The sequence below is a fragment of the Delftia sp. SD018 genome, assembly GCF_017355445.1.
Lineage (GTDB): Bacteria > Pseudomonadota > Gammaproteobacteria > Burkholderiales > Burkholderiaceae_C > Comamonas > Comamonas acidovorans.
Map to the genome: position 1 here is coordinate 1 of NZ_JADDRN010000010.1, position 24,837 is coordinate 24,837.

The 24,837-nt window shown below is 69.4% G+C and carries 24 protein-coding genes; 5 read left to right on the plus strand and 19 right to left on the minus strand.

The window, feature by feature from the left end; translation table 11 throughout:
* Nucleotides 1-439 (plus strand): DMT family transporter (locus INR38_RS11860; RefSeq protein WP_207475957.1); only part of this gene is annotated, 439 nt, incomplete at its 5' end.
* 24 nt (nt 440-463) lie between these two features.
* On the opposite strand, the gene INR38_RS11865 is transcribed toward INR38_RS11860, so the two are convergent.
* The 9 genes from INR38_RS11865 to INR38_RS11905 all read right to left on the minus strand — a co-directional run bounded on the left by INR38_RS11865 (nt 464) and on the right by INR38_RS11905 (nt 10,151).
* A complete protein-coding gene (locus INR38_RS11865; RefSeq protein ID WP_047327311.1) occupies nt 464-2,059 on the minus strand; it encodes a bifunctional aspartate transaminase/aspartate 4-decarboxylase in 1,596 nt (531 codons plus the stop codon).
* Nucleotides 2,060-2,123: 64 nt separating this feature from the next.
* Nucleotides 2,124-3,647 carry an aspartate-alanine antiporter gene (gene aspT, locus INR38_RS11870; RefSeq protein ID WP_207475959.1) on the minus strand — a complete coding sequence of 508 codons (1,524 nt, stop codon included), beginning with the start codon at nt 3,645-3,647 and terminating at the stop codon, nt 2,124-2,126.
* The gene (locus tag INR38_RS11875) at nt 3,634-4,677 is read right to left on the minus strand and encodes an aminotransferase class I/II-fold pyridoxal phosphate-dependent enzyme (RefSeq protein ID WP_207444012.1); all 1,044 of its coding nucleotides are present in this window, start codon (nt 4,675-4,677) and stop codon (nt 3,634-3,636) included. The genes aspT and INR38_RS11875 overlap by 14 nt, the downstream gene beginning before the upstream one ends.
* Entirely contained in the window at nt 4,674-5,768 is a 1,095-nt protein-coding gene (cbiB, locus tag INR38_RS11880) for an adenosylcobinamide-phosphate synthase CbiB (protein WP_207444010.1), read from the minus strand. The genes INR38_RS11875 and cbiB overlap by 4 nt, the downstream gene beginning before the upstream one ends.
* On the minus strand, nt 5,765-6,472 hold the full coding sequence (bluB, locus tag INR38_RS11885; RefSeq protein ID WP_065347931.1) for a 5,6-dimethylbenzimidazole synthase: 708 nt from the start codon (nt 6,470-6,472) through the stop codon (nt 5,765-5,767). Before bluB ends, cbiB begins: the two co-directional genes overlap by 4 nt.
* 39 nt (nt 6,473-6,511) lie before the next feature.
* The gene (gene cobO, locus INR38_RS11890) at nt 6,512-7,081 is read right to left on the minus strand and encodes a cob(I)yrinic acid a,c-diamide adenosyltransferase (RefSeq protein ID WP_013803210.1); all 570 of its coding nucleotides are present in this window, start codon (nt 7,079-7,081) and stop codon (nt 6,512-6,514) included.
* Nucleotides 7,082-7,144: 63 nt separating this feature from the next.
* Complete coding sequence (locus tag INR38_RS11895) at nt 7,145-7,801, minus strand: aspartate/glutamate racemase family protein (RefSeq protein ID WP_013803211.1); 657 nt, start codon at nt 7,799-7,801, stop codon at nt 7,145-7,147.
* Between the two features lie 17 nt (nt 7,802-7,818).
* Entirely contained in the window at nt 7,819-8,736 is a 918-nt protein-coding gene (locus tag INR38_RS11900) for an amino acid ABC transporter substrate-binding protein (RefSeq protein ID WP_013803212.1), read from the minus strand.
* Nucleotides 8,737-8,807: 71 nt separating this feature from the next.
* Nucleotides 8,808-10,151, minus strand: a complete 1,344-nt coding sequence (locus INR38_RS11905; protein WP_207444008.1) for an aspartate aminotransferase family protein — start codon at nt 10,149-10,151, stop codon at nt 8,808-8,810.
* Nucleotides 10,152-10,311: 160 nt separating this feature from the next.
* On the opposite strand from INR38_RS11905, the gene INR38_RS11910 reads away from it, so the two are divergent.
* Nucleotides 10,312-11,190 (plus strand): MurR/RpiR family transcriptional regulator, encoded by an 879-nt coding sequence (locus INR38_RS11910; protein ID WP_207444006.1) that lies wholly within the window; start codon nt 10,312-10,314, stop codon nt 11,188-11,190.
* Here the strand turns inward: INR38_RS11910 and INR38_RS11915 are convergent.
* The 6 genes from INR38_RS11915 to INR38_RS11940 are packed head-to-tail and all read right to left on the minus strand — an operon-like array spanning nt 11,187 to nt 16,692.
* Entirely contained in the window at nt 11,187-11,984 is a 798-nt protein-coding gene (locus INR38_RS11915) for an aminoglycoside phosphotransferase family protein (RefSeq protein WP_207444004.1), read from the minus strand. The genes INR38_RS11910 and INR38_RS11915 overlap by 4 nt on opposite strands.
* Nucleotides 11,985-12,001: 17 nt before the next feature.
* On the minus strand, nt 12,002-12,805 hold the full coding sequence (locus INR38_RS11920; protein ID WP_207444002.1) for an ABC transporter ATP-binding protein: 804 nt from the start codon (nt 12,803-12,805) through the stop codon (nt 12,002-12,004).
* Nucleotides 12,802-13,785 carry an iron ABC transporter permease gene (locus INR38_RS11925; RefSeq protein WP_043819441.1) on the minus strand — a complete coding sequence of 328 codons (984 nt, stop codon included), beginning with the start codon at nt 13,783-13,785 and terminating at the stop codon, nt 12,802-12,804. Before INR38_RS11925 ends, INR38_RS11920 begins: the two co-directional genes overlap by 4 nt.
* Nucleotides 13,786-13,826: 41 nt before the next feature.
* Nucleotides 13,827-14,705: a helical backbone metal receptor gene (locus INR38_RS11930; protein ID WP_207444000.1), complete on the minus strand. Its 879-nt coding sequence runs from the start codon at nt 14,703-14,705 to the stop codon at nt 13,827-13,829.
* The gene (locus INR38_RS11935) at nt 14,702-15,295 is read right to left on the minus strand and encodes a bifunctional adenosylcobinamide kinase/adenosylcobinamide-phosphate guanylyltransferase (protein WP_013803219.1); all 594 of its coding nucleotides are present in this window, start codon (nt 15,293-15,295) and stop codon (nt 14,702-14,704) included. The genes INR38_RS11930 and INR38_RS11935 overlap by 4 nt, the downstream gene beginning before the upstream one ends.
* Nucleotides 15,292-16,692 carry a cobyrinate a,c-diamide synthase gene (locus INR38_RS11940; protein WP_207443998.1) on the minus strand — a complete coding sequence of 467 codons (1,401 nt, stop codon included), beginning with the start codon at nt 16,690-16,692 and terminating at the stop codon, nt 15,292-15,294. Before INR38_RS11940 ends, INR38_RS11935 begins: the two co-directional genes overlap by 4 nt.
* 316 nt (nt 16,693-17,008) lie before the next feature.
* Here INR38_RS11940 and INR38_RS11945 point away from each other — a divergent pair, with 316 nt between their 5' ends.
* From INR38_RS11945 to INR38_RS11955, 3 genes are all read left to right on the plus strand, one after another.
* Nucleotides 17,009-17,218: a hypothetical protein gene (locus INR38_RS11945; protein ID WP_012204637.1), complete on the plus strand. Its 210-nt coding sequence runs from the start codon at nt 17,009-17,011 to the stop codon at nt 17,216-17,218.
* Between the two features lie 32 nt (nt 17,219-17,250).
* Nucleotides 17,251-17,652: a cell division protein ZapA gene (locus INR38_RS11950; protein ID WP_012204636.1), complete on the plus strand. Its 402-nt coding sequence runs from the start codon at nt 17,251-17,253 to the stop codon at nt 17,650-17,652.
* Between the two features lie 390 nt (nt 17,653-18,042).
* On the plus strand, nt 18,043-18,861 hold the full coding sequence (locus INR38_RS11955) for a sulfite exporter TauE/SafE family protein (RefSeq protein WP_012204635.1): 819 nt from the start codon (nt 18,043-18,045) through the stop codon (nt 18,859-18,861).
* Here the strand turns inward: INR38_RS11955 and INR38_RS11960 are convergent.
* From INR38_RS11960 to hemN, 4 genes are all read right to left on the minus strand, one after another.
* Nucleotides 18,825-21,311, minus strand: a complete 2,487-nt coding sequence (locus INR38_RS11960) for a bifunctional diguanylate cyclase/phosphodiesterase (protein ID WP_207443996.1) — start codon at nt 21,309-21,311, stop codon at nt 18,825-18,827. The two genes, INR38_RS11955 and INR38_RS11960, sit on opposite strands and share 37 nt — an antisense overlap.
* The gene (locus tag INR38_RS11965; protein ID WP_071954957.1) at nt 21,308-22,654 is read right to left on the minus strand and encodes an HD-GYP domain-containing protein; all 1,347 of its coding nucleotides are present in this window, start codon (nt 22,652-22,654) and stop codon (nt 21,308-21,310) included. The genes INR38_RS11960 and INR38_RS11965 overlap by 4 nt, the downstream gene beginning before the upstream one ends.
* Before the next feature lie 69 nt (nt 22,655-22,723).
* Nucleotides 22,724-23,440 carry a sulfite exporter TauE/SafE family protein gene (locus INR38_RS11970; RefSeq protein WP_207443994.1) on the minus strand — a complete coding sequence of 239 codons (717 nt, stop codon included), beginning with the start codon at nt 23,438-23,440 and terminating at the stop codon, nt 22,724-22,726.
* A 5-nt stretch (nt 23,441-23,445) separates the two neighbouring features.
* A complete protein-coding gene (hemN, locus tag INR38_RS11975) occupies nt 23,446-24,828 on the minus strand; it encodes an oxygen-independent coproporphyrinogen III oxidase (protein WP_012204631.1) in 1,383 nt (460 codons plus the stop codon).
* Between the last annotated feature and the right edge of the window lie 9 nt (nt 24,829-24,837).

Genomic DNA, 24,837 nt, shown 5'->3' on the forward strand with positions numbered 1-24,837 from the left:
TGCGGCGGCCTGGGGACCGGACCATGTGTCCGGGCTGCTCATGTGCCTGGCCGGCTCGCTGTGCTATGCGGCCGTGACCATCCTGGCCAAGACCGAGAAAGTGGTCACGCCGTTTGCGCTGGCCTGGTGGCAATGCGCGGTCGGCACCGTGCTGCTGCTGTGGGTGCCGCTGGTTCATGGCTGGCCGCAGGCGCCGTCGTCCTGGGCCTGGCTGGCAGGGCTGGGCGTGCTGCACACGGGCCTGGCCTACGCCATTCTCTTTGCGGGCATGGCCCGCCTCACGCTGGGCCGCATCGCCGTGCTGCAGTACGTCTATCCGCTGACGGCCATCGTGCTGGACTGGGCCGTCTACGGGCGTGCGCTGGGCGCCGTGCAACTGGCCGGTGTGGGCCTGATGGCCGGGGCGCTGCTGGTGGTCAAGGCCCGACAGCTGCGATGAGCCGTGCGGGCCCTGGCATAGGGCCTACTCCTTGCCCAGCGCCTTGTACTGCTCGTACAGCTCGTCGGCCAACCGGCGCAGGGCGCGGCCTATGGCGGCGTACTCGTACTCGTTGAGGTTGGCCAGCGAGGCGCGGCCCGAGGGGCGGTCGGACCCGAAGCCCCGGCCCGGCAGCAGCACGATGCCGGTCTCATCCGCCACGCGGAACAGCATGTCGCCCGTGGACGACTGCTGCACGGCCCATTGCGAGAAGGCCTCGCCATAGAGCCGGCAGGTCACGTTCTGCAGGTCGATCAGCGTGTAGTAGTTGACCGAGTTGGGATTTTCCAGCGGGGGCATGCCCAGCTCGCGGTACAGCGTGGCCTCGCGGCGGCGGATCAACTGCTTGAGCGCCTGCTTGTAGGCGTCCGCTTCATCCATGAGCGCAAACAGCGAGAACAGCACCATCTGCACCTGCTGCGGCGTGGACAGGCCGGCCGTGTGGTTCAGCGCCACCACGCGGCTGTCGGCCACCAGGCGGTCGATGAACTTGAGCGAGCGCACATCGGGCAGCAGCGAGCGGTAGCGGTGGTCCAGCGCCTTCTTGGCGGACTCGGGCAACTGCGCCAGTGCATGGTCGAACACGTTGTCCTTGTGCGCCGCGATCACGCCCAGGCGCCAGCCCGTGGCCCCGAAATACTTGGAGAACGAATACACCAGCAGCGTGTTCCGGGGGCAGACCGAGAACAGGGACTGGAATTCATCGGCAAAGGTGCCGTAGACATCGTCGGTGAGGATCAGCAGGTCGGGCCGCTGCTCGGCCACGATGGCGCGCACGCGGTCCAGGCTGCGCTGGTCCATCTTCACGGACGGCGGGTTGCTGGGGTTCACACAGAAGAAGATCTTGACGTCCGGGTCCTTGAGCTTGTCCAGCTCGGCGTCGGAGTACTGCCAGCCGTTGTCGGGGTCGGCGTGTATGGGCACTTCCTTGAGGTCGTACTGGGCCAGTTCGGGGATCTCGATATACGGCGTGAACACCGGCATGCCGATGGCCACCTTGTCGCCGGCCTTGAGCAGGCCGCTGATGCGAAGGCTCTCGAAGATATAGGCCATGGCTGCCGTGCCGCCCTCGACCGCGAACAGGTCCACCGACTCGGGCGGCACGGCGCCGCCTGCCATCTCGCGGACGATGTACTGGCGCACGACCTGCTCGCTCACGGTGAGCATGCGCGGCGGCACGGGGTAGTTGCAGCCCAGGATGCCGTCCACCATCTCGTGCAGGAAGGCGGCGGGGTCCAGCCCCAGCTGGTCGCGCACATAGCTCAGCGACTTGCCCAGGAACTTCACGCCCTCCTGGTCGCGGTGCTCGGCGATGAAGCGCTCGAAGCGCCCCTCGATGCCGTCGAGCTTGGCCAGCCCGCCCACGCCCACCGTCATGTAGGAGTACGACAGCTCCGACTCCGCCGCCGCGAACAGCCCCAGCCGGAAGAACGCCCGGCGCGGCGTGGTCGCCAGGAAGTTGGGATTGCCACGCCCCGCATTGAGCATGAGGCGGTTGGCCTTGCCCGAGGCCACCTTGATCAGTTCGTCCTTGAGTTCGAACGGGCTCAAATTCGCCAGACTCCGATAATCCTTGCTCATTGCGCAGCTCCTTGTGATGGTCCTTGGTGGTCCTTGGGGATCGGTCAGGGGTGATCAGGGGTGATCAGGCAAAGGCGATGACCAGCGGCCCCAGCAATGTGAGGAACACATTGGCCAGCGCATAGGTGATCGCAAACGGTGCCGTGGGAATCGAGTTGCCGGCCTTGTCCAGAATCTCGCCAAACGCCGGGTTGGCGCTGCGCGCCCCCGACAGCGAGCCCGCGAACACGGCCACGTTGTCATAGCGCAGCACGTACTTGCCGAACAGCATGGCGATCAGCAGCGGCACGATGGTCACCACCACGCCCAGCAGGAACAGCGTCAGGCCCTGCTGCATCACCGTGGTCACGGCCTGCTGGCCCGACTGCAGGCCCACCATGGCCACGAAGCCGGCCAGGCCCAGGTCACGCAGCAGTGTGGAAGCGGCCGTGGGCATGTTGCCGAAGGTGTGCTTGCGGCTGCGCCACCAGCCGAACAGCAGGCCCGCCAGCAGGGCGCCGCCGCCGCTGCCCAGCGTAATGGGAATGGAGCCCAGGCGCAGCACCAGCAGCCCGATCAGCAGGCCCACCGTGATGCCCAGGCCGTGGAAGACAAAGTCCGTCTTGTCGCTGGGCACGATGATGGGGCCCACCGACTGCGCAGCCTTCTGCACATCCTGCGGCGTGCCGAACAGCGTCACCACATCGCCCGGCATGACCATGGTGGCCGGCGCAATCGGCACCGGCGTGCCCGCGCGCATCAGCGCCACTGCGTACACGCCGTGCTTGAACTCCTGCGACAGGCTGTCCAGGATGTCCTTCACGCTGCGGTTCAGGTACTGGTTGTTGGAGATGGCCACGTCGCGCCGCACCATCACCACGTCCATGCCCTCGGCGCCCTGCAGCTCCTCGCCCACCGAGGCGCCCAGCGCCACCACGGCCGCGCGCCGGCCCACCAGCAAGATGATGTCGCCGGCCTCCAGCGCCAGGCTGCCGTCCACGCCCACCATCGCGTTCCTGCGCTGTATGCGCTCCACCGTCACCGTGCCGCCGTTGGCGGTGGCGCTGGCCTCCAGCTCCGCCACGGTGCGGCCTGCCTGTCCCACGCGGAAAATGCGCCCCACCAGATCCGGCACGGCCGGTGACTCGCCGGTTCCGTACACGCGCACGCCCTTGAGCAGCTCCTGCTCAGCCTGGATCGCGTCCTCGCGGATATTGCGGCCCGTCAGCCACTGCAGCACGTTCACGCACATGATGATGGCGCCGAAGGAGCCGAAGATATAGGTCACCGCATAGCCGATGGCCACGTTGGCCTGCATGCGCTGCACCTCGTCGGGCGCCAGCCCCAGCTTCTCGATGGCCGAGCCCGCCGTGCCGATCTCGCCCCAGGCACCGCCCGGTGCGGAGACCACCCGCGCGTTGTTGCTCATGTTCTGCGCCTTGAAGGGCGCCACCTTGTAGCCCTGCGCGCGGTACCAGGCGCACAGAGCGGTGGCCACCCAGCTCTTGCCGGCGCCGCTGCTGGTGCCCAGCACCATCACGCACAGCGCGGGGCGCTGGCCTGGGGTGGGCAGGGGCAGATTCACGGCAGCGGGTTCATTCGATTGCATGGTGTTTCTCCATTGGCTGCCAGGCGGCCAGCAAGGCGTTCTGGGAGGCGGGCGCCAGCACGCCCATGCGCACGCAGCCGGGCAGGCCGAAGCTGTCGCAGTCGCGCAGCTTGATGCCCTGCGCGCGCAGTTGGGCCAGACGCGTCTGCATGGCATCGCCCTGCTGGGCTTGCGGCCAGCGCGCCACAAAGTAATTGGCCTGCGAGCCGGGCAGTGCCTGCCAGCCCAGACGCTGCACCAGATCGAGCTGCTGCGCCTTCCAATCGCGCAGCCGTTGCAGGCTTTGCGCCAGCCATTGCCGGGTGGCCGGTGCGGTCCAGGCCGTGAGCATGGCCTCGCCATGGGCGCCCACGGGCCACGATGGTGACAGGGCACGCAAGGCCTCGATCTCGTCGTGCGGCGCGGCTTCGGGCGCAATGGCGTAGGCCGCGCGCACGCCGGTCATGCCCAGGGCCTTGTTGGGGGTCCACATCTGCCAGGCATCGCGCACCTGGGCGGGCACGGCGGGTTCCATGCCCAACTCCAGTCTGAGGGGCGCATAGGCGCAGTCGATCACGCGCCAGGTGCCCGGCGGTGCGGGCTCGCTCCACAGGGGCCAGACATCTTCGGGCCGGCCCAGCGGGCTCGATGGCGCGCAGGCCCAGTGCAGGCCGGGGCCGGCCTCGGTGATGCCGTCGCGCGCGGCCAGGGGCAGGCGCCAGACCTGGGCCGCGTGGGCGTAGTCGCCGTAATGGTGGGCCGGCAGGCTGGCGACGGCCGCGCCCTCGCGCGCTGCATGCATGGTGATGCGGTGGATGAAGTCGCTGGCGCTGGCCGCGATGACGATGCGCTCGGCCGGCACACCATGAAAGTCCGCCAGCCGTGCGCGCAACGCCGTGTAGTGCGGGTCCGGGTACTGGGCCGCGTGGGCCTGGGCCAGCATGTCCAGCGCCTGCGGGCAGGGTCCGCAGGCATTGCGGTTGGTGGAGAAATCGTGCGCGGGCACGCCCAGCGCGTCCGTGCCGCCGTGGATGACTGTCATTGGTTTCATCGTGTCTGCCCCGTCATCACCCATCCAAGGACCAGCGCGAGGGCCAGCCCTGCAGCCACCAGCATGGCCACCACGCGGCCCGCATGCGCCACGGCCTGCTGCAGCTCGGCCGCCTGCGGCACGCGGCCTGCGGGGTTGAGCACGTAGACGCAGGGCTTGCCCAGGCGCACGCCCAGCAGCCTTGCCATGGCGCCCATGGGCCAACCGCCGTTGGGCGACGGGGTGATGCGCGCGTCCTGGCGCAGCGCGCCCCAGCCCGGCCGCCGGCCAGCGGCCAGGCCGGACAAGGCCAGCAGCAAGGCGGTCAGGCGCGCCGGTATCCAGTTGAGCAGGTCATCGGCACGCGCCGTCCATTTGCCGGCCCATTGCCAGTGGCGCCGGTCATCGCCCTGCCCGCGCCAGCCCGGGTAGCCCCACATCGCATCGGCCGTGTTGGCAAAGCGGTAGAGGGCCGCGCCCGGCAGTCCGGCCACGGCAAACCAGAACAGCGGCGCCAGCACGGAGTCGCTGAGGTTCTCGGCCAGGGTCTCGATGGCGCTTTCGCGCACCTGGCCTGCGTCCAGCTGCGCCGTGTCCCGGCTGACCAGCCAGGTCAGGCGCTCGCGGCCTGCGGGCAGGGATTGCTGCAGCGCGGCTTCCACGGCCAGCACCTCGTCGCGCAGCATGCGCCAGGACAAAAGCGGCTTGAGCAGCACGCCCAGCACCAGGGCGCCCAGCCACCAGGGCATGGGCGGCAGCAGCCACTGGATGAACGCGTAGACGGCGAAGAACAGCAGCGCCAGCAGGCACCAGGCGACGGCGCCCAGCGCAAAGCGTGGCCAGTCGCGCACATGTTCTTCGCGTGGGGCAATTCTTCGCCCAACCGCACCCAGCAGCCGGCCCATGGCGACCACGGGGTGCATCCACACGGGCGGCTCGCCCCAGAGCCGGTCGATCAGCAGGGCCACGGGAACGGCCAGCGCGGCGGCCAGGGCGTGGCGCGCCCAGGGTTCGGCTTGGACCTGGGCCTGCGGCTGCGACAGCGCCTGCCAGCACCACCACAGCGGGCTGAGCGCGGCGCCCAGCAGTTGCCAGGAAGGGCTGTCGCTCATGCCTGCGGCTGCGGACCGGCGGCGCGCTGGCCCCAGAAGTCGTCGTAGAGCATGTCCTGCAGCGGTGCGCGGCTGGCCCACTTTTGCTGCTGCAGCATGGGCTCGGCATAGTAGGCCGACACGGGGCCCAGGCACAGCACGGCCAGTGGCCGGCTGCCCACGGGCATTTGCAGCAGCGCGGCCAGCACCTCGGGATCGAACAGCGAGACCCAGCCCAGCCCCAGCCCCTCGGCACGCGCGGCCAGCCACATGTTCTGGATGGCGCAGGCGGCCGAGGCCACGTCCATCTCGGGCAGGGTGCGACGGCCGAAGACATGGGCCTCGCGCCCTGGCGGCATGGCCACGACCAGTACTTCGGCCGCATCCAGCACGCCCTGGACCTTGAGCTGCATGAAGTCTTCCTCGCGCTCGCCCAGCGCACGCGCGGTCTGCAGGCGTTCCTGCTCGATCACGGCATGGATCTCCTGGCGCAACTGCGCATCGCGCACGCGGATGAAGCGCCAGGGCTGCATGAAGCCGACGCTGGGCGCATGGTGGGCGGCGCGCAGCAGGCGCAGCAGCACCTCGGGCGCGACCTCGCCGCCGCAGAAGTGGCGCATGTCGCGCCGCTCATGGATGGCGCGGTAGACGGCTGCCCGCTCGGCCTCGGCAAAGGGTTGGGCGGGAATGGTCTCTGGCGCCCGGGATTGCGTTTCGCTGCTCATGCCGCCATTGTCCGCCGCAGGCCGGGCCTGCGGGCGGCATCAGTCCTCAATACCACGCTGGGCGGGAATGCCGGCCTGGAAGGCGTGCTTGACCAGTTCCATGCGCGTGACGGTATCGGCCACGGCAATGATTTCCTCGGGGCAGCGGCGGCCCGTGAGCATGACGTGCACATGGCGCGGGCGGTCGGCCAGGGCCTGCAGCACAGGCTCCAGCGGCAGCCAGCCATAGATCAGCGGATAGGTGATTTCGTCGAGCACGACCAGGAAGTGATCACCCGAGAGGATGGCGGTGCGCGCACGCTCCCAGCCCTCGCGCGCGATCTGGGCCGACCGCTCATGGTCCTGGCTCTTCCAGCTGAAGCCGTCGCCCAGGCCCTCGATGGGCATGCCCAGCTGCTCGAACATGCGGTGCTCGCCAAAGCGCGCCGTGGGCACCTTCATGAACTGGAAGATCTTGACGGACTTGCCCCGGCCATGCGCGCGCAGGGCCAGGCCGAAGGCCGCCGTGCTCTTGCCCTTGCCGTCGCCGGTGTTCACCAGCACCAGGCCACGGCGTTCGCCTTCGGGCTTTTCATAGGGCTTTTCCGTCGGGGCCTGTTCGATCTGCATGGGTCTGTCATCCTCAAAAGTTGCACGCGCTGCGGCGGGCATGCGCCGCAGCGGAGCGCCACTTTAACCGAGGCGGACGCCCAGCCGGCGCTGCAGGGCACGCACGGCGCTGTCCACCGTGGTGAGCACGGGCAGGCCCGTGGCGGCCTCGCATGCGGCGCGGGCACGCGCCATGCTGAACTGGGCCAGCGCAATGCGCGTGCAGCCACGCGCGGCCAGGGCCCTGGCCTGCTCGACCACCAGGCGGTCATGCGTGGCAGTGTCGCCCCGGTTGAGCGCGTCCATGGCGCCATCGGCCAGGGCGGGCACGAGTTCGATGCCGGCCGGAAACTCCGGCGGCATGGACTGCAGCGTGGGCGCGAAGCTGGAGATCAAACCCAAGGCACCCTGCTGGCCCTGCACGGCCTCCTCGATCATGGCCTCGTTGGGCTTGAGCACGGGCAGCGGCGCATGGCGCGCGGCCACGGCCTCGATGCAGGGGCCAAAGGCCGAGCAGGTGAACAAGATCCCCTGCGCGCCCGTGTCCACGGCGTACTGCGCCAGGCGCTGGAAGCGCTCGTGCATGGCGGCGTCCAGCCCGCGCCCGTTGCGCGCCAGGTCGGCCGAGAGGCTGTCGTCCAGCAGGTTCATGCGAACCGCCTCGGGCCAGTCGCGCGCAAAGGCTTCGTTGATGGGAGCGACGGAGTGGCTGAGGGCGTGGATGAGGGCGATGCGGGTCATGGATGCGTGCAATAAGTTCAGATGCCCTTGGACGAGGGATGGGCGAAGGCCTCGCGCGTCTCGGCGTTGAGCGGGTAGTTGATGTTGATGTTCCTGGGCGGGATGGGCGACATGAACCAGCGGTTGTAGAGCTTTTCCATCTCGCCGGACTGCATCATGCCCGTCACCACGCGGTCCACGATGGCCTTGAAGCCGGCATCGTCCTTGCGCAGCATCAGCGCCTGGTTTTCGGTGCGCAGGCTTTCGCCGGTGATCAGGTAGTCCTGCGGGTTCTTGGCATTGGCGATCTGGCCGGCGAGCAGGATGTCGTCCAGCACAAAGGCCTGGGCACGGCCGCTCTCCACCAGCATGAAGGAGTCCGAATGGTCCTTGCCCGAAAGGTTGGTGATGTCGAGGTTGCGGCCCCGGTCAGCCTCGCGCAGCAGGCGAAAGGACGTGGTGCCCGCCGTCGTCGCCACGGTCTTGCCCTGCAGGTCGGCGACGGAGCGCAGCCCCGAGTCCGCGCGCACCAGCATGCGCACGTTGTAGCGGAAGATATCCGGCGAGAAGGCCACCTGCTTTTGCCGCTCCACCAGGTTGGTGGTGGAGCCGCACTCCAGGTCCACCGTGCCGTTGGCCACCAGCGGGATGCGGTTGGCCGAGGTCACGGCCTGATAGCGCACCTGCAGTGCGGGCAGCTTGAGCTGGGCCTTGACCTCGTCCACGATGCGCCGGCAGATGTCCATGCTGTAGCCCACGGGCTTGAGATCGCCATCCAGGTAGGAAAAACCGAACGAGGACTCGCGGTAGCCCAGCGTGATGGCCCCGGCCTGCTGGATCTTGGCGAGCGTGCCGCTGTCCTGGGCATGGCTGGCAGCCAGCGGCAGCAGCGCGGCGATCAGGGCGCTGGTCACGGCCAGGGCCGTGCGCTTCAGGGTCGGGCGGGATGGGGTCATGGGGACACTCCTGTGGCGGGGTTGGGGAAAGCGTGGGAAAGCGAGGAAGTGCGCGCGAGCGCAGGAACGGATCAGAGAACCTGGGTGAGTGCGGCCTCGATGGACTCGGCCAGGCGCGTGGCGATGGTCTGCAGCTGTTCCCGCGTGGCGATGAAGGGCGGCGCCAGCAGCACGTGGTCGCCCGCACGGCCATCGGCCGTGCCGCCGCCGGGGTAGCACAGCAGGCCGCGCTGCATGGCTTCGGTCTTGATGCGGGCATTCAGCTTCAGGCCCGCATCGAAGGGCGCCTTGCTGGCGCGGTTGGCCACCAGCTCCACGCCCCAGAAGAAGCCGCGCCCGCGAATGTCGCCAACGTGCTCGCCCGCGCGGCGGTGGCTGCCCAGGGCGTGCACCAGCATCTGCCCGAAGGCTTCGCCATCGGTACGCACCTTGTCCAGCAGGCCGTCGCGCCGTATCACGCGCTGCACGGCCAGCGCCGCCGCGCAGGCCACCGGGTGGCCCAGGTAGGTATGGCCGTGCTGGAAGAAGCCGCTGCCGCGCGACATGGCATCGACGATGCGCCCCTGCGCCAGCACCGCGCCCACGGGCTGATAGCCGCCGCCCAGGCCCTTGGCCACGGTGATCAGGTCGGGCACCACGCCTTCCTGCTCGCAGGCATGCAGGGTGCCCGTGCGGCCCATGCCGCACATCACCTCGTCCAGGATGAGCAGCACGCCGTGGCGGTCGCACACCTCGCGCACGGCCTTGAAGTAGCCGGGCACGGGCGTGAGCACGCCGGCCGTGGCGCCGCCCACGGTCTCGGCCACGAAGGCGATCACGCTGCGCGGGCCGTGGACGCCGATGGCCGCATCCAGTTCGTCGGCCAGGCGCTGGCCGTATTGCTCTGGGGTTTCATCGTCGCGCTGGTCGCGGTAGGCATTGCAGGGCGAGACATGGGTGGCCGGCACCAGGATGGGCGCGAACGGCGCGCGCCGCCAGGCATTGCCGCCCACGGCCAGCGCACCCAGCGTGTTGCCGTGGTAGCTCTGGCGGCGCGCGATGAAGTGCGTGCGCTCGGGCTGGCCGATCTCCACGAAGTACTGGCGCGCCATCTTGAGCGCGGCCTCCACGGCCTCGGAGCCGCCGCTGACCAGGTAGGCGTGGCTGGTGCCTTCGGGCGCCCCGCGCACCAGTTCCTGCCCCAGTTCCTCGGCCACCGCAGTGGTGAAGAAGCTGGTGTGGGCATAGGCCAGCCGGTCGATCTGGTCATGCATGGCGGCGATCACGTCGGGATGACCGTGGCCCAGCGAGGACACGGCCGCGCCGCCCGAGGCATCGATATAGCTGCGCCCCTGCGCGTCGCGTATCTCCAGGCCGCTGGCGGCGACGGCAACGGGGGGCGTGTGGTGCAGGTGACGATGGAACACATGGCTCATGGCAGTTCTTTCAAGGAACGAATGTTTCATCTCATTATTTGACGGAACATTTGTTCCGTCAACAGAGATTTCAACCACAGCCGTTCCAAGCCGGCCCGCGCCTGGGCTACAGTCGGCGCAGCCAACACCGCCCTTTTCCTCTCCTTCCTCCTGAAAACCCATGTCCGTTCAAGACGACATCCGCCAGCGATTTGCCGAGCTGAGCCCGGCCCTGCAACAGGTGGCCCGCTTCGTGCTGGAGCATCCCAACGATGTGGTCACGGCCTCCATGCGCAGCGTGGGCACGCGCGCCGGCAGCCCGCCCGCCACGCTGGTGCGGTTTGCGCAGTGGCTGGGTTTTGACGGCTGGCCGCAACTCAAGCAGGCCTTCGCGCAGGACATGGGACTGGGCAGCGACGAGGCCTACGGCCAGCGCGCCAAGGCCCTGGTGGGCCGCGCTGGCGACCATGACCTGGTGGGCGAGACCTTCGAGGTGCACCGCCGCAATCTGGAGGCCACCGAGCGGCGCCTGGGCGATGCGCTGCAGCAGGCCTGCGCTCTGCTGGAAAAGGCCCGCAGCGTGCATGTGGCGGGCTTTCGCGCCAGCTACCCCGTGGCCTTTTCCTTCGTCTATGTGTACCGGCTGCTGCGCGCCACCGTGCACCTGCTGGACGGCCAGGGCGGCACGCTGGAGATGCAGTGCCGCGCCATGGAGCGCGGCGACGCCCTGCTGGTAGTCGCCTTTGCCCCCTACTCGCGCGAGGCGCTGGCCGTGGCCCAGGCCGCCAGGGATGCGGGCTGCCGTATCGTGGCGCTGACCGACAGCCCCGCCTCGCCCCTGGCGCTGCTGGCCGACGCCACGCTGCTGTTTTCGCTGCACAGCCCGTCGTTCTTCCCCTCCATCACCTCGGCCGTGGCGCTGTCCGAGGCCCTGGTGGAACTGCTGGCCAGCCGCGCCGGCAAAGGCGTGGTGCAGCGCATCGACCAGGCCGAGGAGCAATTGTTTGCCAGCGGTGCGTATCTGGAGGCACCTCGGTCGAGGAAAGCCGGTCGCGACTAGCCCAAGGCCGAAGCCGCCATTTGCGCCACAGCCATCGCAGCGCCAGGATCGTCACCGTCTTCCATGCTCCAGACGGCAGACAGTCCCGACCAGGCCAGCACCCATTGCAACAGGCGCCTTTGCTCTATGCCCGAGACTTCGGCAATGGTGGCCATGCGGCGCGCAAAGCGCCCCGGCGCCAGTGCGCTGGCGCGGTCGGGATTGCTCAGGATGTTGGCGTAGTCGAAGCCGCGCTCGCCGTACAGGCCCTTGGGGTCGATGGCCAGCCAGCCCAGGGGGCCGAAGTCCAGCACATTGCCGTGGTGAAGGTCACCATGCAGCACGGTCACGTCGCGCGGTGCGGCCAGCAGCTCGCGCGCCGTGGTGGCGCACAGGCCGAGCAGGCTGGCGGTTCCATGGCCTTGTGCAAGCAATGCAGGGAACCACTGCGTCAGCGGCACCAGGGGTGGCAACGCCTTGGCGCGCGGCAGGTGCAGGCGCTTGGCAGCGGTGCACAGGATGCGCGAGGCCTCCTCATCGCGCTCGCCACGGGCCATCTCCACCAGCGATTCGGGTCCTGTGGCGCGCAGCATCAGCAGGGCCGGCCCCTCATGGGCCAGCACGGGCGCGGCACCATCGCCATTCCACCAGGCCATCAGCTGGGCGCCGGCCACTTCCTCGGGCTCCTGGGCGATCTTGAGCATGGCGGGCGTGCCGCCCTGGCGCACGGGCAACAACACGCCGCGCGGCGTGGACAGGGGCTGACCATCGATGGTCAGAGCCCAGCGGCTCAGATACGGCGCATGTAGAGACATTTTTTTCTGGCGGGCGATCAGGCAGCCGCAGCTTGCCCCCGCAGCCGTGGCAGGGCCAGCCACTGCCCGTCGATGGCGCGGATGCGCAGCCGGTGCTCGAACACGGCCTCCAGCGCCGCATGCGTGGCCGCGTCGGCGCAGGCGCCCTGGTGCAGCACCTGCCCCTTGTCGAGAATGACCAGTTCCTGGGCCTGCAAGGCCATCGATATCTCGTGCAGCACGCTGACCACGGTGCAGCCCTGGGCGACCAGGGCCTGCACGCATTCGAGCCAGTCGGCCTGGTGTGGCGGGTCGAGGTTGGCCAGGGGTTCGTCCATCAGCAGCACGCGGGCCTGCACGGCCAGGGCGCGCGCCAGCAGCACGCGCTGGCGCTCCCCGCCCGAGAGACTGCCCACGCTGCGCATGCGCCAGTCCCAGCCCTGGGTCTGGCGCAGGGCCTGCTCCACGGCGGCATGGTCTGCCTGGCTGGGCGCAGCCAGCCAGCCCTGGTGCGGCAGGCGGCCCAGCATGACCACGTCATGGACCCGCATGTCACCGGCCACGGGCTGGTTCTGGCCCAGCCAGGCGAGCGAGCAGGCCCGTTCGCGCGCACTCCATTGCCGCAGCGGGCGGCCCAGGAGCTCCACTTCGCCTTGCACGCCAGCGCCGGACTCCATGCCTGCCAGGGCGCGCAGCAGCGTGGATTTCCCGGCGCCGTTGGCGCCGACGATGGCGGTCCAGCGGCCGGCGGGCAGGGCCAGGTTCAGGCCGCTGAGGACCTGTCGATCGCCCAGGCGAACCTTCAGGGCGCGCGCTTGCAGGGCGGGGGCCAGTGCCGTCATGCGCCCTCCCCGCCGCGCAGGGCGTGGCGGCGGTGCATGAGCCACAGCAGGTAGCTGCCGCCCAGCAAGGCCGTGAGCGCGCCCACGGGCAGCTCCTGCGGGGCGATGAGCCAGCGCGCCAGCAGGTCGGCTGCCAGCAGCAGCACGGCGCCCATGCCCGCGCTGAGCACCAGAAGCCAGCGGTGCATGGACCGCACCATGGAGCGCACCAGATGCGGCGCGGCCAGGCCGACGAAGGCGATCAGCCCGGTCTGCGCCACGGCCGTGCCCGTGGCCAGGGCCAGCAGCAAGATAAGCACCATGCGCAGCGGCGCCAGCGGCAGGCCCAGGCTGTGGGCCGTGGCCTCGCCCAGGGACAGGCCGTCGAGCACGCGGCCCAGGCACCAGGCGCCCAGGGTGGTGGCCAGCAGCACGGCCAGCATCAGCGCGCAGGCGCCCCAGCCGATGAAGGAGGTGCTGCCCAGCATGAAGGCCTGCATGGCCTGCATGATGTCCGGGTTCATCAGCAGCACCAGGGACGCGGCCGCGCCCAGAACCACCCCCACCACCACGCCGGCCAGCAGCAGGCGCATGGTGTTGTGCACGCCCTGGGCCAGCACCAGGGTCAGCAGCACGGCCAGGGCCGCGCCCGCAAAGGCCGCACCCGTGACACCCAGGCGCGCCAGGCCCGCCAGTGCGAAGGGCGAGGCGCCCAGCGCCGCCATGCTCAATGCAACGCCCAGCGAGGCGCCCGAGGCACTGCCCAGCAGATAGGGATCGGCCAGTGGATTGCGGAACACGCCCTGGGCGATGGCCCCGGCCAGCCCCAGCAGGCCGCCGGCCAGCCAGGCGCCCGCCGTGCGCGGCAGCCGGATCTCGGTGACGATCTGCCAGGACAGCGGATCGCTGCGCGCCGCCCACACGCTTTCCCAGCCCGTGCTGCCCACGCCCGCGCCCAGCAGCATGAGCAGGGCACTCACGACCAGCAGGGCCAGTGCCATCCAGGGCGCAGCCAGGCCGCGGTGGAGCCTGCGGGCCGGCCTCACCGTGCGGCCCCGTTCAGGCAGCGCGCCATCAGCGCAGCGCCCTCGGCCATGCGCGGGCCGGCGCGCACCAGCACGTCCAGCTCGGCCGGCACAAAGCGGCAGACGCGCCCGGCCTGCATGGCACGCATGCGGCCCCAGCCCGGATAGGGCTCGCCCGATGTGCCCAGGCTGCGGTCGCCGCCCAGGATGAAGTCCGGGTCGGCGCGCACCACGAATTCAGGGTTGATGCGCGGGAACGGCCCCAGCTGCGCACCCACGATGTTGCGCATGCCCAGGCGCGCCAGGGTCTCGCCGATGAACGAAGACTCGCCTGCGGCAAAGGGGCCGCGGTTGACCTCGAAATACACGGTCTGCCCGCGCAGCGCGGGGGCCATGCTGCGCTCCACCTCCTGCATGCGCGCCTCGATGGCGGCCCAGACACGGTCGGCGCCCTGCGCGGGCGGCAGGTCCAGCAACTGGCCCACGGTGCGCAGCACGGCCTGCGCATCGGCATGGGTGCGCGGCTCCAGCGCCACGACCTTGAGGCCCAATGCCTGCAGCCGCGCCACCGAGCGCGAGGCCATGGACACCAGCACCAGATCAGGCTTGAGCGCGACGATGGCCTCGATATTGGGGTCCATGCCGCCGCCCACCACAGGCAGGGTCTTCACATGGGCCGGCCAGTTCGAATAGCGGTCCACGCCGACCAGGCGCTGGCAGCCGCCCAGCTCGCACACGGTCTCGGTCAGCGAGGGCAGCAGGCTGACGATGCGCTGCGGCGGATGTGGCAGCTCCACCGGAACGCCCCGCCCGTCCGTGACCCGGATGGCAGCCTGCGCCGCAGACAGCGCCAGTGCCAACGCCAGGCCCCACAGGGCGAGACGCCATGGCCTCACGGCTGCGGGCCCTTGAGCGCCAGCGGCAGGCCGGCGCACATCAGCGTGACGGTTTCGCAGCTTTGCGCCGCACGCTGGTTGAGCACACCCAGCGCATCCACAAAGGCCCTCACCTGCGATCCCAGCGGGATCACGCCCAGGCCGATCTCGTTGCCGACCAGGATCACCGGGCCGGGCGCAGCTTGCAAGGCGGCAAGAAAGGCCGTGCATTGGCCCTCCCATCCGCGCGCCAGTTCCTCGGAAGGCTGGGCCGGCATCATCCAGTTGGTCAGCCACAGCGTCAGGCAGTCCACCACCAGCAGGCGCTGCGGCGTGCTGTGCCGCGCAAGCATGGCGGCCAGGTCCAGCGGCTCCTCAAGCGTGGCCATGCCGGGCACGCGCTCGGCGCGGTCGCGCCGGTGGCGGGCGATGCGCTCGCGCATTTCGTCGTCCCAGGGCTGGCCGGTGGCGATCAGCGCGGCCTCGCGGTCCAGGGCGCCATCGAGCCAGGCGCGGGCCAGCAATTCGGCACGGCGCGACTTGCCGCTTTTCTGGCCGCCCAGAATGAGTTGGCTGCGCGCAAGCGAATAGGTGGAGATCTGGTCGGTCATGACGCCTGGCCTGCGGGAATGTCAGCGCCCAGCAGCGCCGCCACGGCACGCGGCTGCGAGGCAAACCAGGCATGGAAATAGCTGGCGTGCACGCTGCCCTGGCGGTACAGCGCCTCGCCCCGGTCGGGCTGGGGGGCCTGGCCGGGGCGGCTGCTGCGCCCGGCCTCGGTCATGGAGGTCTCCAGCCGGCTGTAGTGGAAGGTGTGACCGCGCAACAGGCCCCAGGGCGTGGGCAGTTGCTGCATGCCCAGGCCGGCCAGGCGCGGCTGCATGCGCGCATGGCCGGGCAACAGGCCCCAGAGGTCCGTGGTCCGGCCCGCAGTGTCGGTCAGTCGTTCGCACAGCGCGAGCATACCGCCGCACTCGGCCCAGACCGGGCGGCCGGCAGCCACGTGGGCGGCAATGTCACCGCGCAGCGCGGCATGGGCGGCCAGCGCGTCCAGGTGCAGTTCCGGATAGCCGCCGGGCAGCCACAGCGCATCGCACTGCGGCAGGCGCTCTGCGGCCAGGGGCGAGAAGAAGGCAATCCGCGCACCCATGGAACGCAGGCAGTCGAGGTTGGCCTGGTAGATGAAGCTGAAGGCCGCATCACGCGCCACCGCCACGGTGCGGCCCGCCAGCCAGGGCTGCACGGCTTCGGCAGGTTCCGGGCACGGTTCAAAGTCCACGGACCAGTCCTGCCAGTTGGCGCCCTGCCCGGCTTCGGCCTGCCAGGGCAACTGGCCCAGCGGCGTGGCCAGCAGCGCATCGGCGGCCACGTCCAGGCGCTGCAGGGCATCGTCCAGCTCATGCGCGGCGACCAGGCCCAGGTGCCGCTCGGGCAGCAGCGAGGTGGCGCCTGCACCCTGCACCCGCGCCAGCGCGCCCAGCCACAACGAAGGCTCGCGCAGGCCGGCACGCAGCAGGTCGGCATGGTGGGCGCTGCCCACGCGGTTGGCCAGCAGGCCGGCCCAGCGCAGGCCCGGCCGGTAGTGCTGCAGGCCATGGGCCAGCGCGCCAAAGGTCCCGGCCATGCCCGAGGCGTCGATCACGGCCAGCACCGGCAGGCCCAGCCGCTCGGCCACATCGGCAGCGCAGGGCGTGCCGTCGAACAGGCCCATGACGCCTTCCACCAGGATGAGGTCGGCCTCGCAGGCGGCGGCGTGCAGGCGCGCACGCATGTCGGCCTCGCCCGTCATCCACAGATCGACGCTGTGCACGGGCGCGCCGCTGGCCAGCTCGTGCCAGTGCGGGTCCAGGAAGTCAGGGCCGCACTTGAACACGCGCACGCGGCGCCCCTGGCGCGCATGCAGCCGCGCCAGCGCAGCCGTCAGCGTGGTCTTGCCCTGGCCCGAGGCCGTGGAAGTGATCAACAGCGCCGGGCAGCGTGCCCCGCCCCGGCCAAGGTCAATATTCATGTGTATTTGTTTGCTCCGTGCGACGCTGCCTTGAACCGGCCGCTCCGCCAACGCGGCGCATTGTAGTGCGCACCCCCGCCGTATCCGCACCCTCCCCGCACCGCGCCCGCAACCAATGCTTACGCATTACACCCCGCCGAAGCAGACGCGTCCTACACATGGCGCTACGATTTTGTGAGACAGTCTGCCGCCTGCGCTCGAATACCTGAGCACGGCGCTGACGTCAAGCCTTCTAAGCCCCCCTGCTATCAGGTTTCCTCGGATACTTCCACGGAATGCGCTCACTTCGTTCGCACGTCCTACAATCTCAGCGTCTATGACCTCCCAGACTTCCCTCGACCACATTGCAGAGCGCGTGGAGCGCCTGCTGGTTCGCCACGAGGAACTGCAACGCACGAATGCGCTACTCGCCGAACAGGTGGCGGCCCTGACCCAGGAGCGTGATTCACTGCGCTCGCGGCTCAACGCCGCCCGGGCCCGCGTCGATGCCCTGATCGAGCGCCTGCCCTCCAACCAGGGGGCTTGACCCCCTTCGCAACCGCCGACGCCCGAACGCCCATGAAGCAGATCGAAGTGCAAATCCTGCAGCAAAGCTATGTGCTGACCTGCCCCGATGGCCAGGAAGAGCGTCTGCTCGAGGCCGTGCGCCGTGTGGACACGGCCATGACCCGGATCCGCGACAGCGGCAAGGTCCGCTCGCGCGAGCGCGTGGCCGTGCTGTCCGCGCTGAACATGGCCTTCGACGTGCTGGACCGCGAAGCGCAGGAAAGCGCCATGGCCACGGCCCAGGCCGAAATGCAGTCCCTGCATGACGAGGTCACTTCGCAGCATGCCGCCCAGTCCCTGCCACCCGAGCCCAGCCCCGAGGAACTGGCCGAGCGCCAGCGCCAGCAGGCCCTTGCCGAGCAACTGGTGCTGCGCCTGGACCAGGCCCTGGAAAGCGATGCTCGGCTGCTCTGAGCCGCCACAACCCCGCCCATGCAACGGCCTCTTCGGAGGCCGTTTTTCATGGCATCGGCCATGTCAATGGAAAGCCCATGCCGTTCAAAGAACTTGATTGCGGGGCTGCCCAATCGCCGTAGAATGGAGGCGTCTGCAAACCCGCCGGGCTTTATAGTTCCTTGGACCAATGCTCTATGAGCCCGGGCTTGGTACATTGCCATTCGAGCGTGATCGTCTCGCGTTAGATGAACCCAACGTCTGGCTGCCCTTGCCCCCCTGAACCCCGGTTCAGGATGACGGCCCGGTGGTCTTTGCAGACACCTGACTCCAACCCGGCGCACCTCCACGGTGCGCCGGGTTTTTTGTTGCCCTCCCTTCCCCGCCCATCCACTACCGACCTTCTGCCGCATGCCTGACCTGCTGTTTCTCGAACTGGCCCTGCTGGGCCTGTGCTCCGGCTTCCTGGCCGGCCTGCTGGGAGTGGGCGGCGGCATGGTGCTCGTGCCGTTTCTGACCTACTTTCTCGACAAGCGCGGGGTCGGCCCGGATCTGTCCGTGAAGATGGCGATCGCCACGGCCATGGCCACCATTGTGTTCACCTCGATCTCCAGCCTGCGCGCCCACCACGGTCGTGGCGCCGTGCGCTGGGACATCGTGCGCAGCCTGGCGCCGGGCATCATCACGGGTGGCCTGCTCGCCAGCCTGGGCGTTTTCGCGCTGCTGCGCGGCAAGTACCTGGCACTGTTCTTTGGCGTGTTCATCGGCTACATGGCGCTGCGCATGCTACGCAGCAACAGCCAGCCCACGGCCACGCGCGCCCTGCCGGGGCCGCTGGGGCTGTACGGCGCGGGCACGGGCCTGGGCTTCATCTCGGGGCTGGTGGGTGCGGGCGGGGCCTTCATCAGCGTGCCCTTCATGATGCGCTGCTCGGTGCCCATGCACATGGCCGTGGGCACCAGCGCGGCGCTGGGGTTTCCGATTGCCGTGGTGAATGCGGCGGGCCTGATCTTCACCGGCGCGGGCGACGCGGGGCGCCCCGAATACTCGCTGGGCTACCTGTGGCTGCCGGCCCTGCTGGCCCTGGCCTGCTGCAGCGTGCTGACGGCACCGCTGGGGGCACGGGCCGCGCACCGGCTGCCCGTGGGCCAGCTCAAGCGCATCTTTGCCACGCTGCTGTTCGGCCTGGCGGCCTACATGCTCTGGAAGGGCTTGAGCGCAGGCAGCTGAGCGCTCGCGGCCTGGGCCATTCTCTGCCGGTAGGCGATGGCGCCAATGCCGGCGCGCTGGGCCTGCAGGCATTCGCCGAACTGCTCGCGCGGCAGGCCCGGTGCACACAGGAAGCCCTGGAAGTAGTGGCCCTGCATGCGGTGGATGGCCGTCAGCTGCTCGTGCGTTTCCACGCCCTCGGCCACGATCTCCACGCCCAGCGCCAGCCCCAGGCTGATGATGGCGCCGACGATGGCCTGGTCGCCCTCGTCGCTGGGCAGGCCGCGCACGAAGCTCTGGTCGATCTTGATCTTGGAGATGGGCAGCTTCTTCAGGTAGGCCAGGTTGGAGTAGCCGGTGCCGAAGTCGTCAATCACCATGCCCACGCCCAGATCGGCGATCTGGCATACGCGCAGCGCCATGTCCTGGGCGTCCTGCAGCAAGATGCTTTCCGTCAGCTCCAGCTCCAGCAGCTGGGGTGTGAGGCCGTAGCTGCGCAGCAGCTCGGTCACCCGCTCGACAAAACCTGACTGGCGGAACTCCAGCGCCGACACGTTGACCGAGACCTTGATGGGCATGCCCTGCTGCTGCCAGCGTGCAGCCTCCTGCACGGCCTGCTCCATGACCCAGGCGCCCAGCGTGACGATGTAGCCCGACTCCTCGGCCAGCGGGATGAAGACACCCGGCGAGACCACGCCGAATTCGGGATCGGTCCAGCGCAGCAGCGCCTCGGCTGCGACGATGCGGTCGCTGTCTATGTGCACCTGCGGCTGGAAGTAGACCGCCATGCGGCCATGCTCCAGCGCCTGGCGCATGGCGTGCTCCAGCTTCATGCGCGACAGCAGGCCGGCGCTCATCTGCGGCTGGTAGAAGCTGAAATGGCCCCGGCCCCGTTCCTTGACGCGGTACATGGCGGTGTCGGCCTGGCGGATCAGTTCATCCAGCGTGAGGCCATCGGCCGGGTACTGGGCCACGCCGATGCTGCACTGCACGGAGAAACCCAGGCCGTCGAGCAGGAAGGGGCGCTCCATCTCCTGCAGGATGCGCTTGGCCACCGAAGCGGCCAGCTCGGCGTTGCAGCCCTGCAGATAGAGCACGAACTCGTCGCCACCCAGCCGGCACAGGATGTCCACGGGCCGCATGCAGTCGCTCAGGCGCTGCGCGACCAGCTTGAGCACGCGGTCGCCGAACTGGTGGCCCAGCGAGTCGTTGATGATCTTGAAGCGGTCCAGGTCGATGAACAGGATGCTGAACACCGTGCCGCCTGCGCGCGCGGCCTCGATGGCTGCATCCACGCGCTCCGTGAGGTTCAGGCGGTTGGGCAGGCCGGTGAGCGCGTCGCTGTAGGCCAGCTGTTCAATGCGCTGCTGGGCCACGCGCTGCTGCGTGAGGTCGCGCATGAAGCCGATGCTCTGCACCACGTCGCCCTGCGCGTTGCGCAGCGGCACCCAGGACAGGCGCACGGCGCAGCGCGCGCCGCCGGCCTGGCGCAGCCACAGGTCGCCCTCCCAGAAGCCGCCCTGGTGCCACTGGATGCGGGCCAGGTCGCCCAGGGTGTCGGCCTGGCCTTCGGAGGCCTCGAACAGCGACTCCACCGTGCGCCCCTGCACGGGCATGCCGCCCAGCAGGCGTTCGCAGGCCGGGTTGGTGCGGGCCACATCCATGTAGCCGTCGGCAATGAAGATGCCGTCCAGGCTGGACTCGAAGACGCGCGCGGCCAGCTCCAGGCCCGCCTGGGTCTGGGCCTCGGCCGTGATGTCGCGAAAGGAAAAGATCCGCCCCATGGGCAGGCCCCGGCGCAGCTGAGGCACGGCGCGGCGCTCCAGGATGCGGCCGTCGCGCAGGTCCAGCACGTCGGCCGCCTCCATCAGGGGCTGGGCCGACAGCAGCTTCAACTGGCGCGCATAGGATTCGGCATCGCGCACCTGGCCGGCCAGGTGGTCGAGGATGGCCACGTCGTTGCGGCGCACCAGCAGCGCCTCGGGAATGCCCCAGAGCGTGGCAAAGCGGTGGTTGAAGGCGCGGATGCGGCCATCGGGATCGCAGACCAGGATGGCGTCGGCCGCGGACTCCAGCGTGGCGCGCAGCTCGCCCAGCAGGCTCTCGAACTCGGCCTCGTGCAAGGCCTGCTCGCGCCGGTCCAGCATGCTGACCAGCAGCACCTCGCCGTCGAGCGCGCGCACGCGCATCTCCACGGGCGCCAGCTGGCCATCGGCGCGGCGCACCTCGGCAATGAACTGGGCTCCGGCCTGCCAGTTGAAGGGATCGCTCCAGAAAGCCTGCTGCTGCGGCGTGGCGGCCAGCACCTGCACGGGCAGCCCCGGGGCCGCATCGGCCTCATAGCCGGTGACGGATTCGCTGGCAGCGTTGGCGCGCAGCACCTTCAGGGTGCGCGCATCGATCAGCCACAGGGCCTCCTGCAGTGCATCGAGCAGGCGGGGCCAGGCGCGGTTGAGCGCTTGCTTGTTCAAGACGCCACCTTCGGTGGATCCAACTCCACCGCCCGTTCAAAGTAATAGCAGACACGCCGGCGCGGCGACAGGTAGTCCAGCGCATCGCGCGGCAGTTGCGCGGGCGCCACTCCCCGGCGTATGCCCAGCTCGGGAAACAGCTCCAGCGCCAGCACGGGCGCCTGCGCGGCCGGCACGCCGGCATCGTGCACCATCACCGAGGGCTTGAGCGGGCGTGATGCATTCACGGACATGACCATGGCATGGCGCCCGTCGGTCAGCTCCACCACCGAGCCCGGCGGGAACACACCCATCATGCGGATGAAGCCATTGAGCACGGGCGCGGCGAACTTGTCGCGCAGCCGACTGAACAGCATGGACAGGGCCTCGTGCGGCGTATGCGGCGTCTGTGCATCGCCGGGATTGCACAGGCGATCGTAGCTGTTGACCAGGGCCAGGATCTGGCCCGTGAGTTCCATGTCTTCGGCCACCAGGCTCAGCGGGAACCCCGTGCCGTCGGCCCATTCATGGTGCTGGGCGATGGCCGTGGTGACCTGGGCCGACAGGCCCATTCGCATGGCAATGGCCACGGATTCGCCCACATGGCGCTCGTAGCGCTCGCGCAGGGCGTCGGGCACGGAAGGCTCCAGGGCCAGGCCGTGCATGCCTTCGACACCGGCCACGGGCTTGCCCGCGTCATGCAGCAGCGCCGCCAGGCCCAGGTCGCGCAGCAGCGATTCCTGCAGGCCCAGGGCCCGGCCCAGCAGCAGGCTGAGCACGGTCACGTTGACGGCATGCACGCTCTGGCTGCTGCCCACGCCATCGGACAGCAGGTGAATGGCCACGTCCTGCGGGCCCGCCAGTTCGGCCAGGCAGCCATCGACCAGGGCCTCGGTGGGCATGCGCGCCTGCTCGGGCGCGCTGGCGATGGTGGTCTCTATGGCCACATAGCCGCGCTCCACCTTCTGAAAGCGCGCATTGCAGTCCTCCAGCCGGCCGCGCCAGTCGGGCACGGACAGCAGCAGCGGTGCTGGCGCAGGTTCGGTGGGTGCAGGCTCGGGGGCCACCACGACGGGCGGCAGCTCCTGCGGCGGCGGGGTGCGCACCTCGGCGGGCCAGGTGTCGCTTTTGTGCGGGACACAGCGCACCACCTCCAGGCCCAGGGATTTCAGGGTCTGGATCTGTGCGCTGGAGGTGATCTTGAAGCTGCTGACCGGAAAGGGATGGTTCAGCCACCCAACATCGAGCTGGACAAACATGCCCGGACGGAGGTCTCGGATATCGATGAGGACGGAATGGTTCACGCGCGGCAACGGCCCCGAGGCTGAAGGAATCGGCAATATGTAAGCCGATGATTCGGGCATTATCTCCAGTTCTGAGGGCCTCGCAGCCAATCCGCGACCCCAGGTGCCAAGTCTGGCCTCAGCTGTTGCTCAACGGCACCAGAGGCTGGGCTTGTAGATCAGGTCCATCCACAGCGCCCAGACGGCCACGCCCACCAGCATCAGGCCGGCCAGGCGCGTGCCCCATTCGGCGCGCAGGCCGTTCAGGCGCTGCCGGCCCAGCCGCCACAGCCAGGGGCCGGCCACCAGCCACAGGCCGCTGCCCACGCCAAAGGCCGCCATGGCCAGCGCGCCCTGCAACGGGCCGCCGCTGAGCGCGGCGACCAGCACGGCCGAATACAGCAGTCCGCAAGGCATGAGCGCCCAGGCATAGCCTGCCGCCAGCGTGCCGCCCGGCGCCGACACCCAGGGCTGCACGCGCCGCCAGGCAGCGCGGCCGGCAGACTCCAGCCAGGCGGGCTGGCGGGCCTGCACCATCATGGCCAGGCCCCAGGCCATCACGGCGACATGGGTCAGCGTCCAGAACGGCTGCAGCGCCGTGGTCTGGCTGGTGAGCCAGGACAGGCTCTCCATGGCCAGGGCCGAGGCAGCGCCCAGGCTGGCATAGCCGGCCAGACGGCCGCCGTGGAACAGCGCCGTGCGCAGCCACAGCCGGCTTTGCAATCCATGCACGGCCACCACCTGCGAGCCACCGCCCTGCCCCTCCCCGCCCGTGACCACGCCGCAGGGCGCAGCGCACATGGCCAGGCAATGGGGCCCGCCGACGAGCCCCATGATCAAAGTGGTCCAGAGCAGCGACAAGAGCATGGGGCCTAGATGATCCTCGAAAACCGCGCCCGGTTCTTGTCCGCCTGCAGATATCGGTCAAACAGCATGGCCACGCCGCGCACGAAGTACCAGCCCATGGGCGTGACCTGGAAGCCCTCGTCGCTGATCTGCACCAGGCCCTTGGCCTGCAGGTCCTCCAGGGCCGCCATCTCGGGCGCGAAGTACTCGCGAAAGCCCAGCAGCCATGCCTGCTCCATGGGCTCGAACAGCACGGCGCCCTGGCACATGATGGCCATGATGACGGCGCGGCGCACCAGGTCGTCGCGCGACAGCGCCAGGCCCCGCACCACGGGCAGGTGGCTGGCGTCGATGGCGTCGTAGTACTCCTCCAGCGTCTTGGCGTTCTGGCTGTAGCTGGCGCCCACCTTGCCGATGGCCGACACGCCCAGCGCAATCAGGTCGCAGTCGGGCTGGGTGCTGTAGCCCTGGAAGTTGCGGTGCAGCCGGCCCTGGCGCTTGGCCACGGCCAGCGAGTCCTCGGGCAGGGCGAAGTGGTCCATGCCCACGTAGACATAGCCACCGTCCATGAACGCGGCGATGGAACGCGACAGCATGGCCAGCTTGTCGGCCCCCTGGGGCAGATCCTCGGCCGCAATGCGCCGCTGCGGCTTGAAGCGCTCGGGCAGGTGGGCATAGGCATAGAGCGCGATGCGATCGGGCCGCAGCGCGTTGACCTGGGCCAGCGTGCGCTCGAAGGATTCGGGCGTCTGCTTGGGCAGGCCGTAGATCAGGTCCACGTTGATGGAGGCAAAGCCCAACTGCCGCGCGGCCGCCACCAGCTCGAACACCTGCTCTGCCGGCTGCACGCGGTGCACGGCGATCTGCACCTGTTCGTCGAAGTCCTGCACACCGAAGCTCAGGCGGTTGAAGCCCAGCTCCTTGAGCACGGCCAGGCGCTCGACGCTGACGGTGCGCGGATCGACCTCGATGGAATACTCGCCACCCGGCTCCAGCTTGAAATGCTCGCGCAACAGGCCCATCAGCGTGCGCAGCTCGTCGTCGGAGAAGAAGGTGGGCGTGCCGCCGCCCAGGTGCAGCTGGCTGACGGTCTGGCCCTTGCCGCAATGGGCCGTATGCAAGGCCATCTCGCGCGCCAGGTAGTCCAGGTAGACGGCAGCGCGATCGTGGTGGCGCGTCACGATCTTGTTGCAGGCGCAGTAGTAGCAAAGCGACTCGCAAAAGGGCACGTGCACATACAGCGACAAAGGCGTGGCACGCGCTGCGGTACTCGATTTGCGTTGTTGCAGCGCCAGGATATAGTCCTCTGCACCAAAGGCCTCGACAAAGCGGTCGGCGGTAGGGAACGAGGTGTATCGGGGCCCCGGTACGTCAAAGCGACGCAGCAGCTCTGGGGTGACAGCGGTCATGGGTTTTTT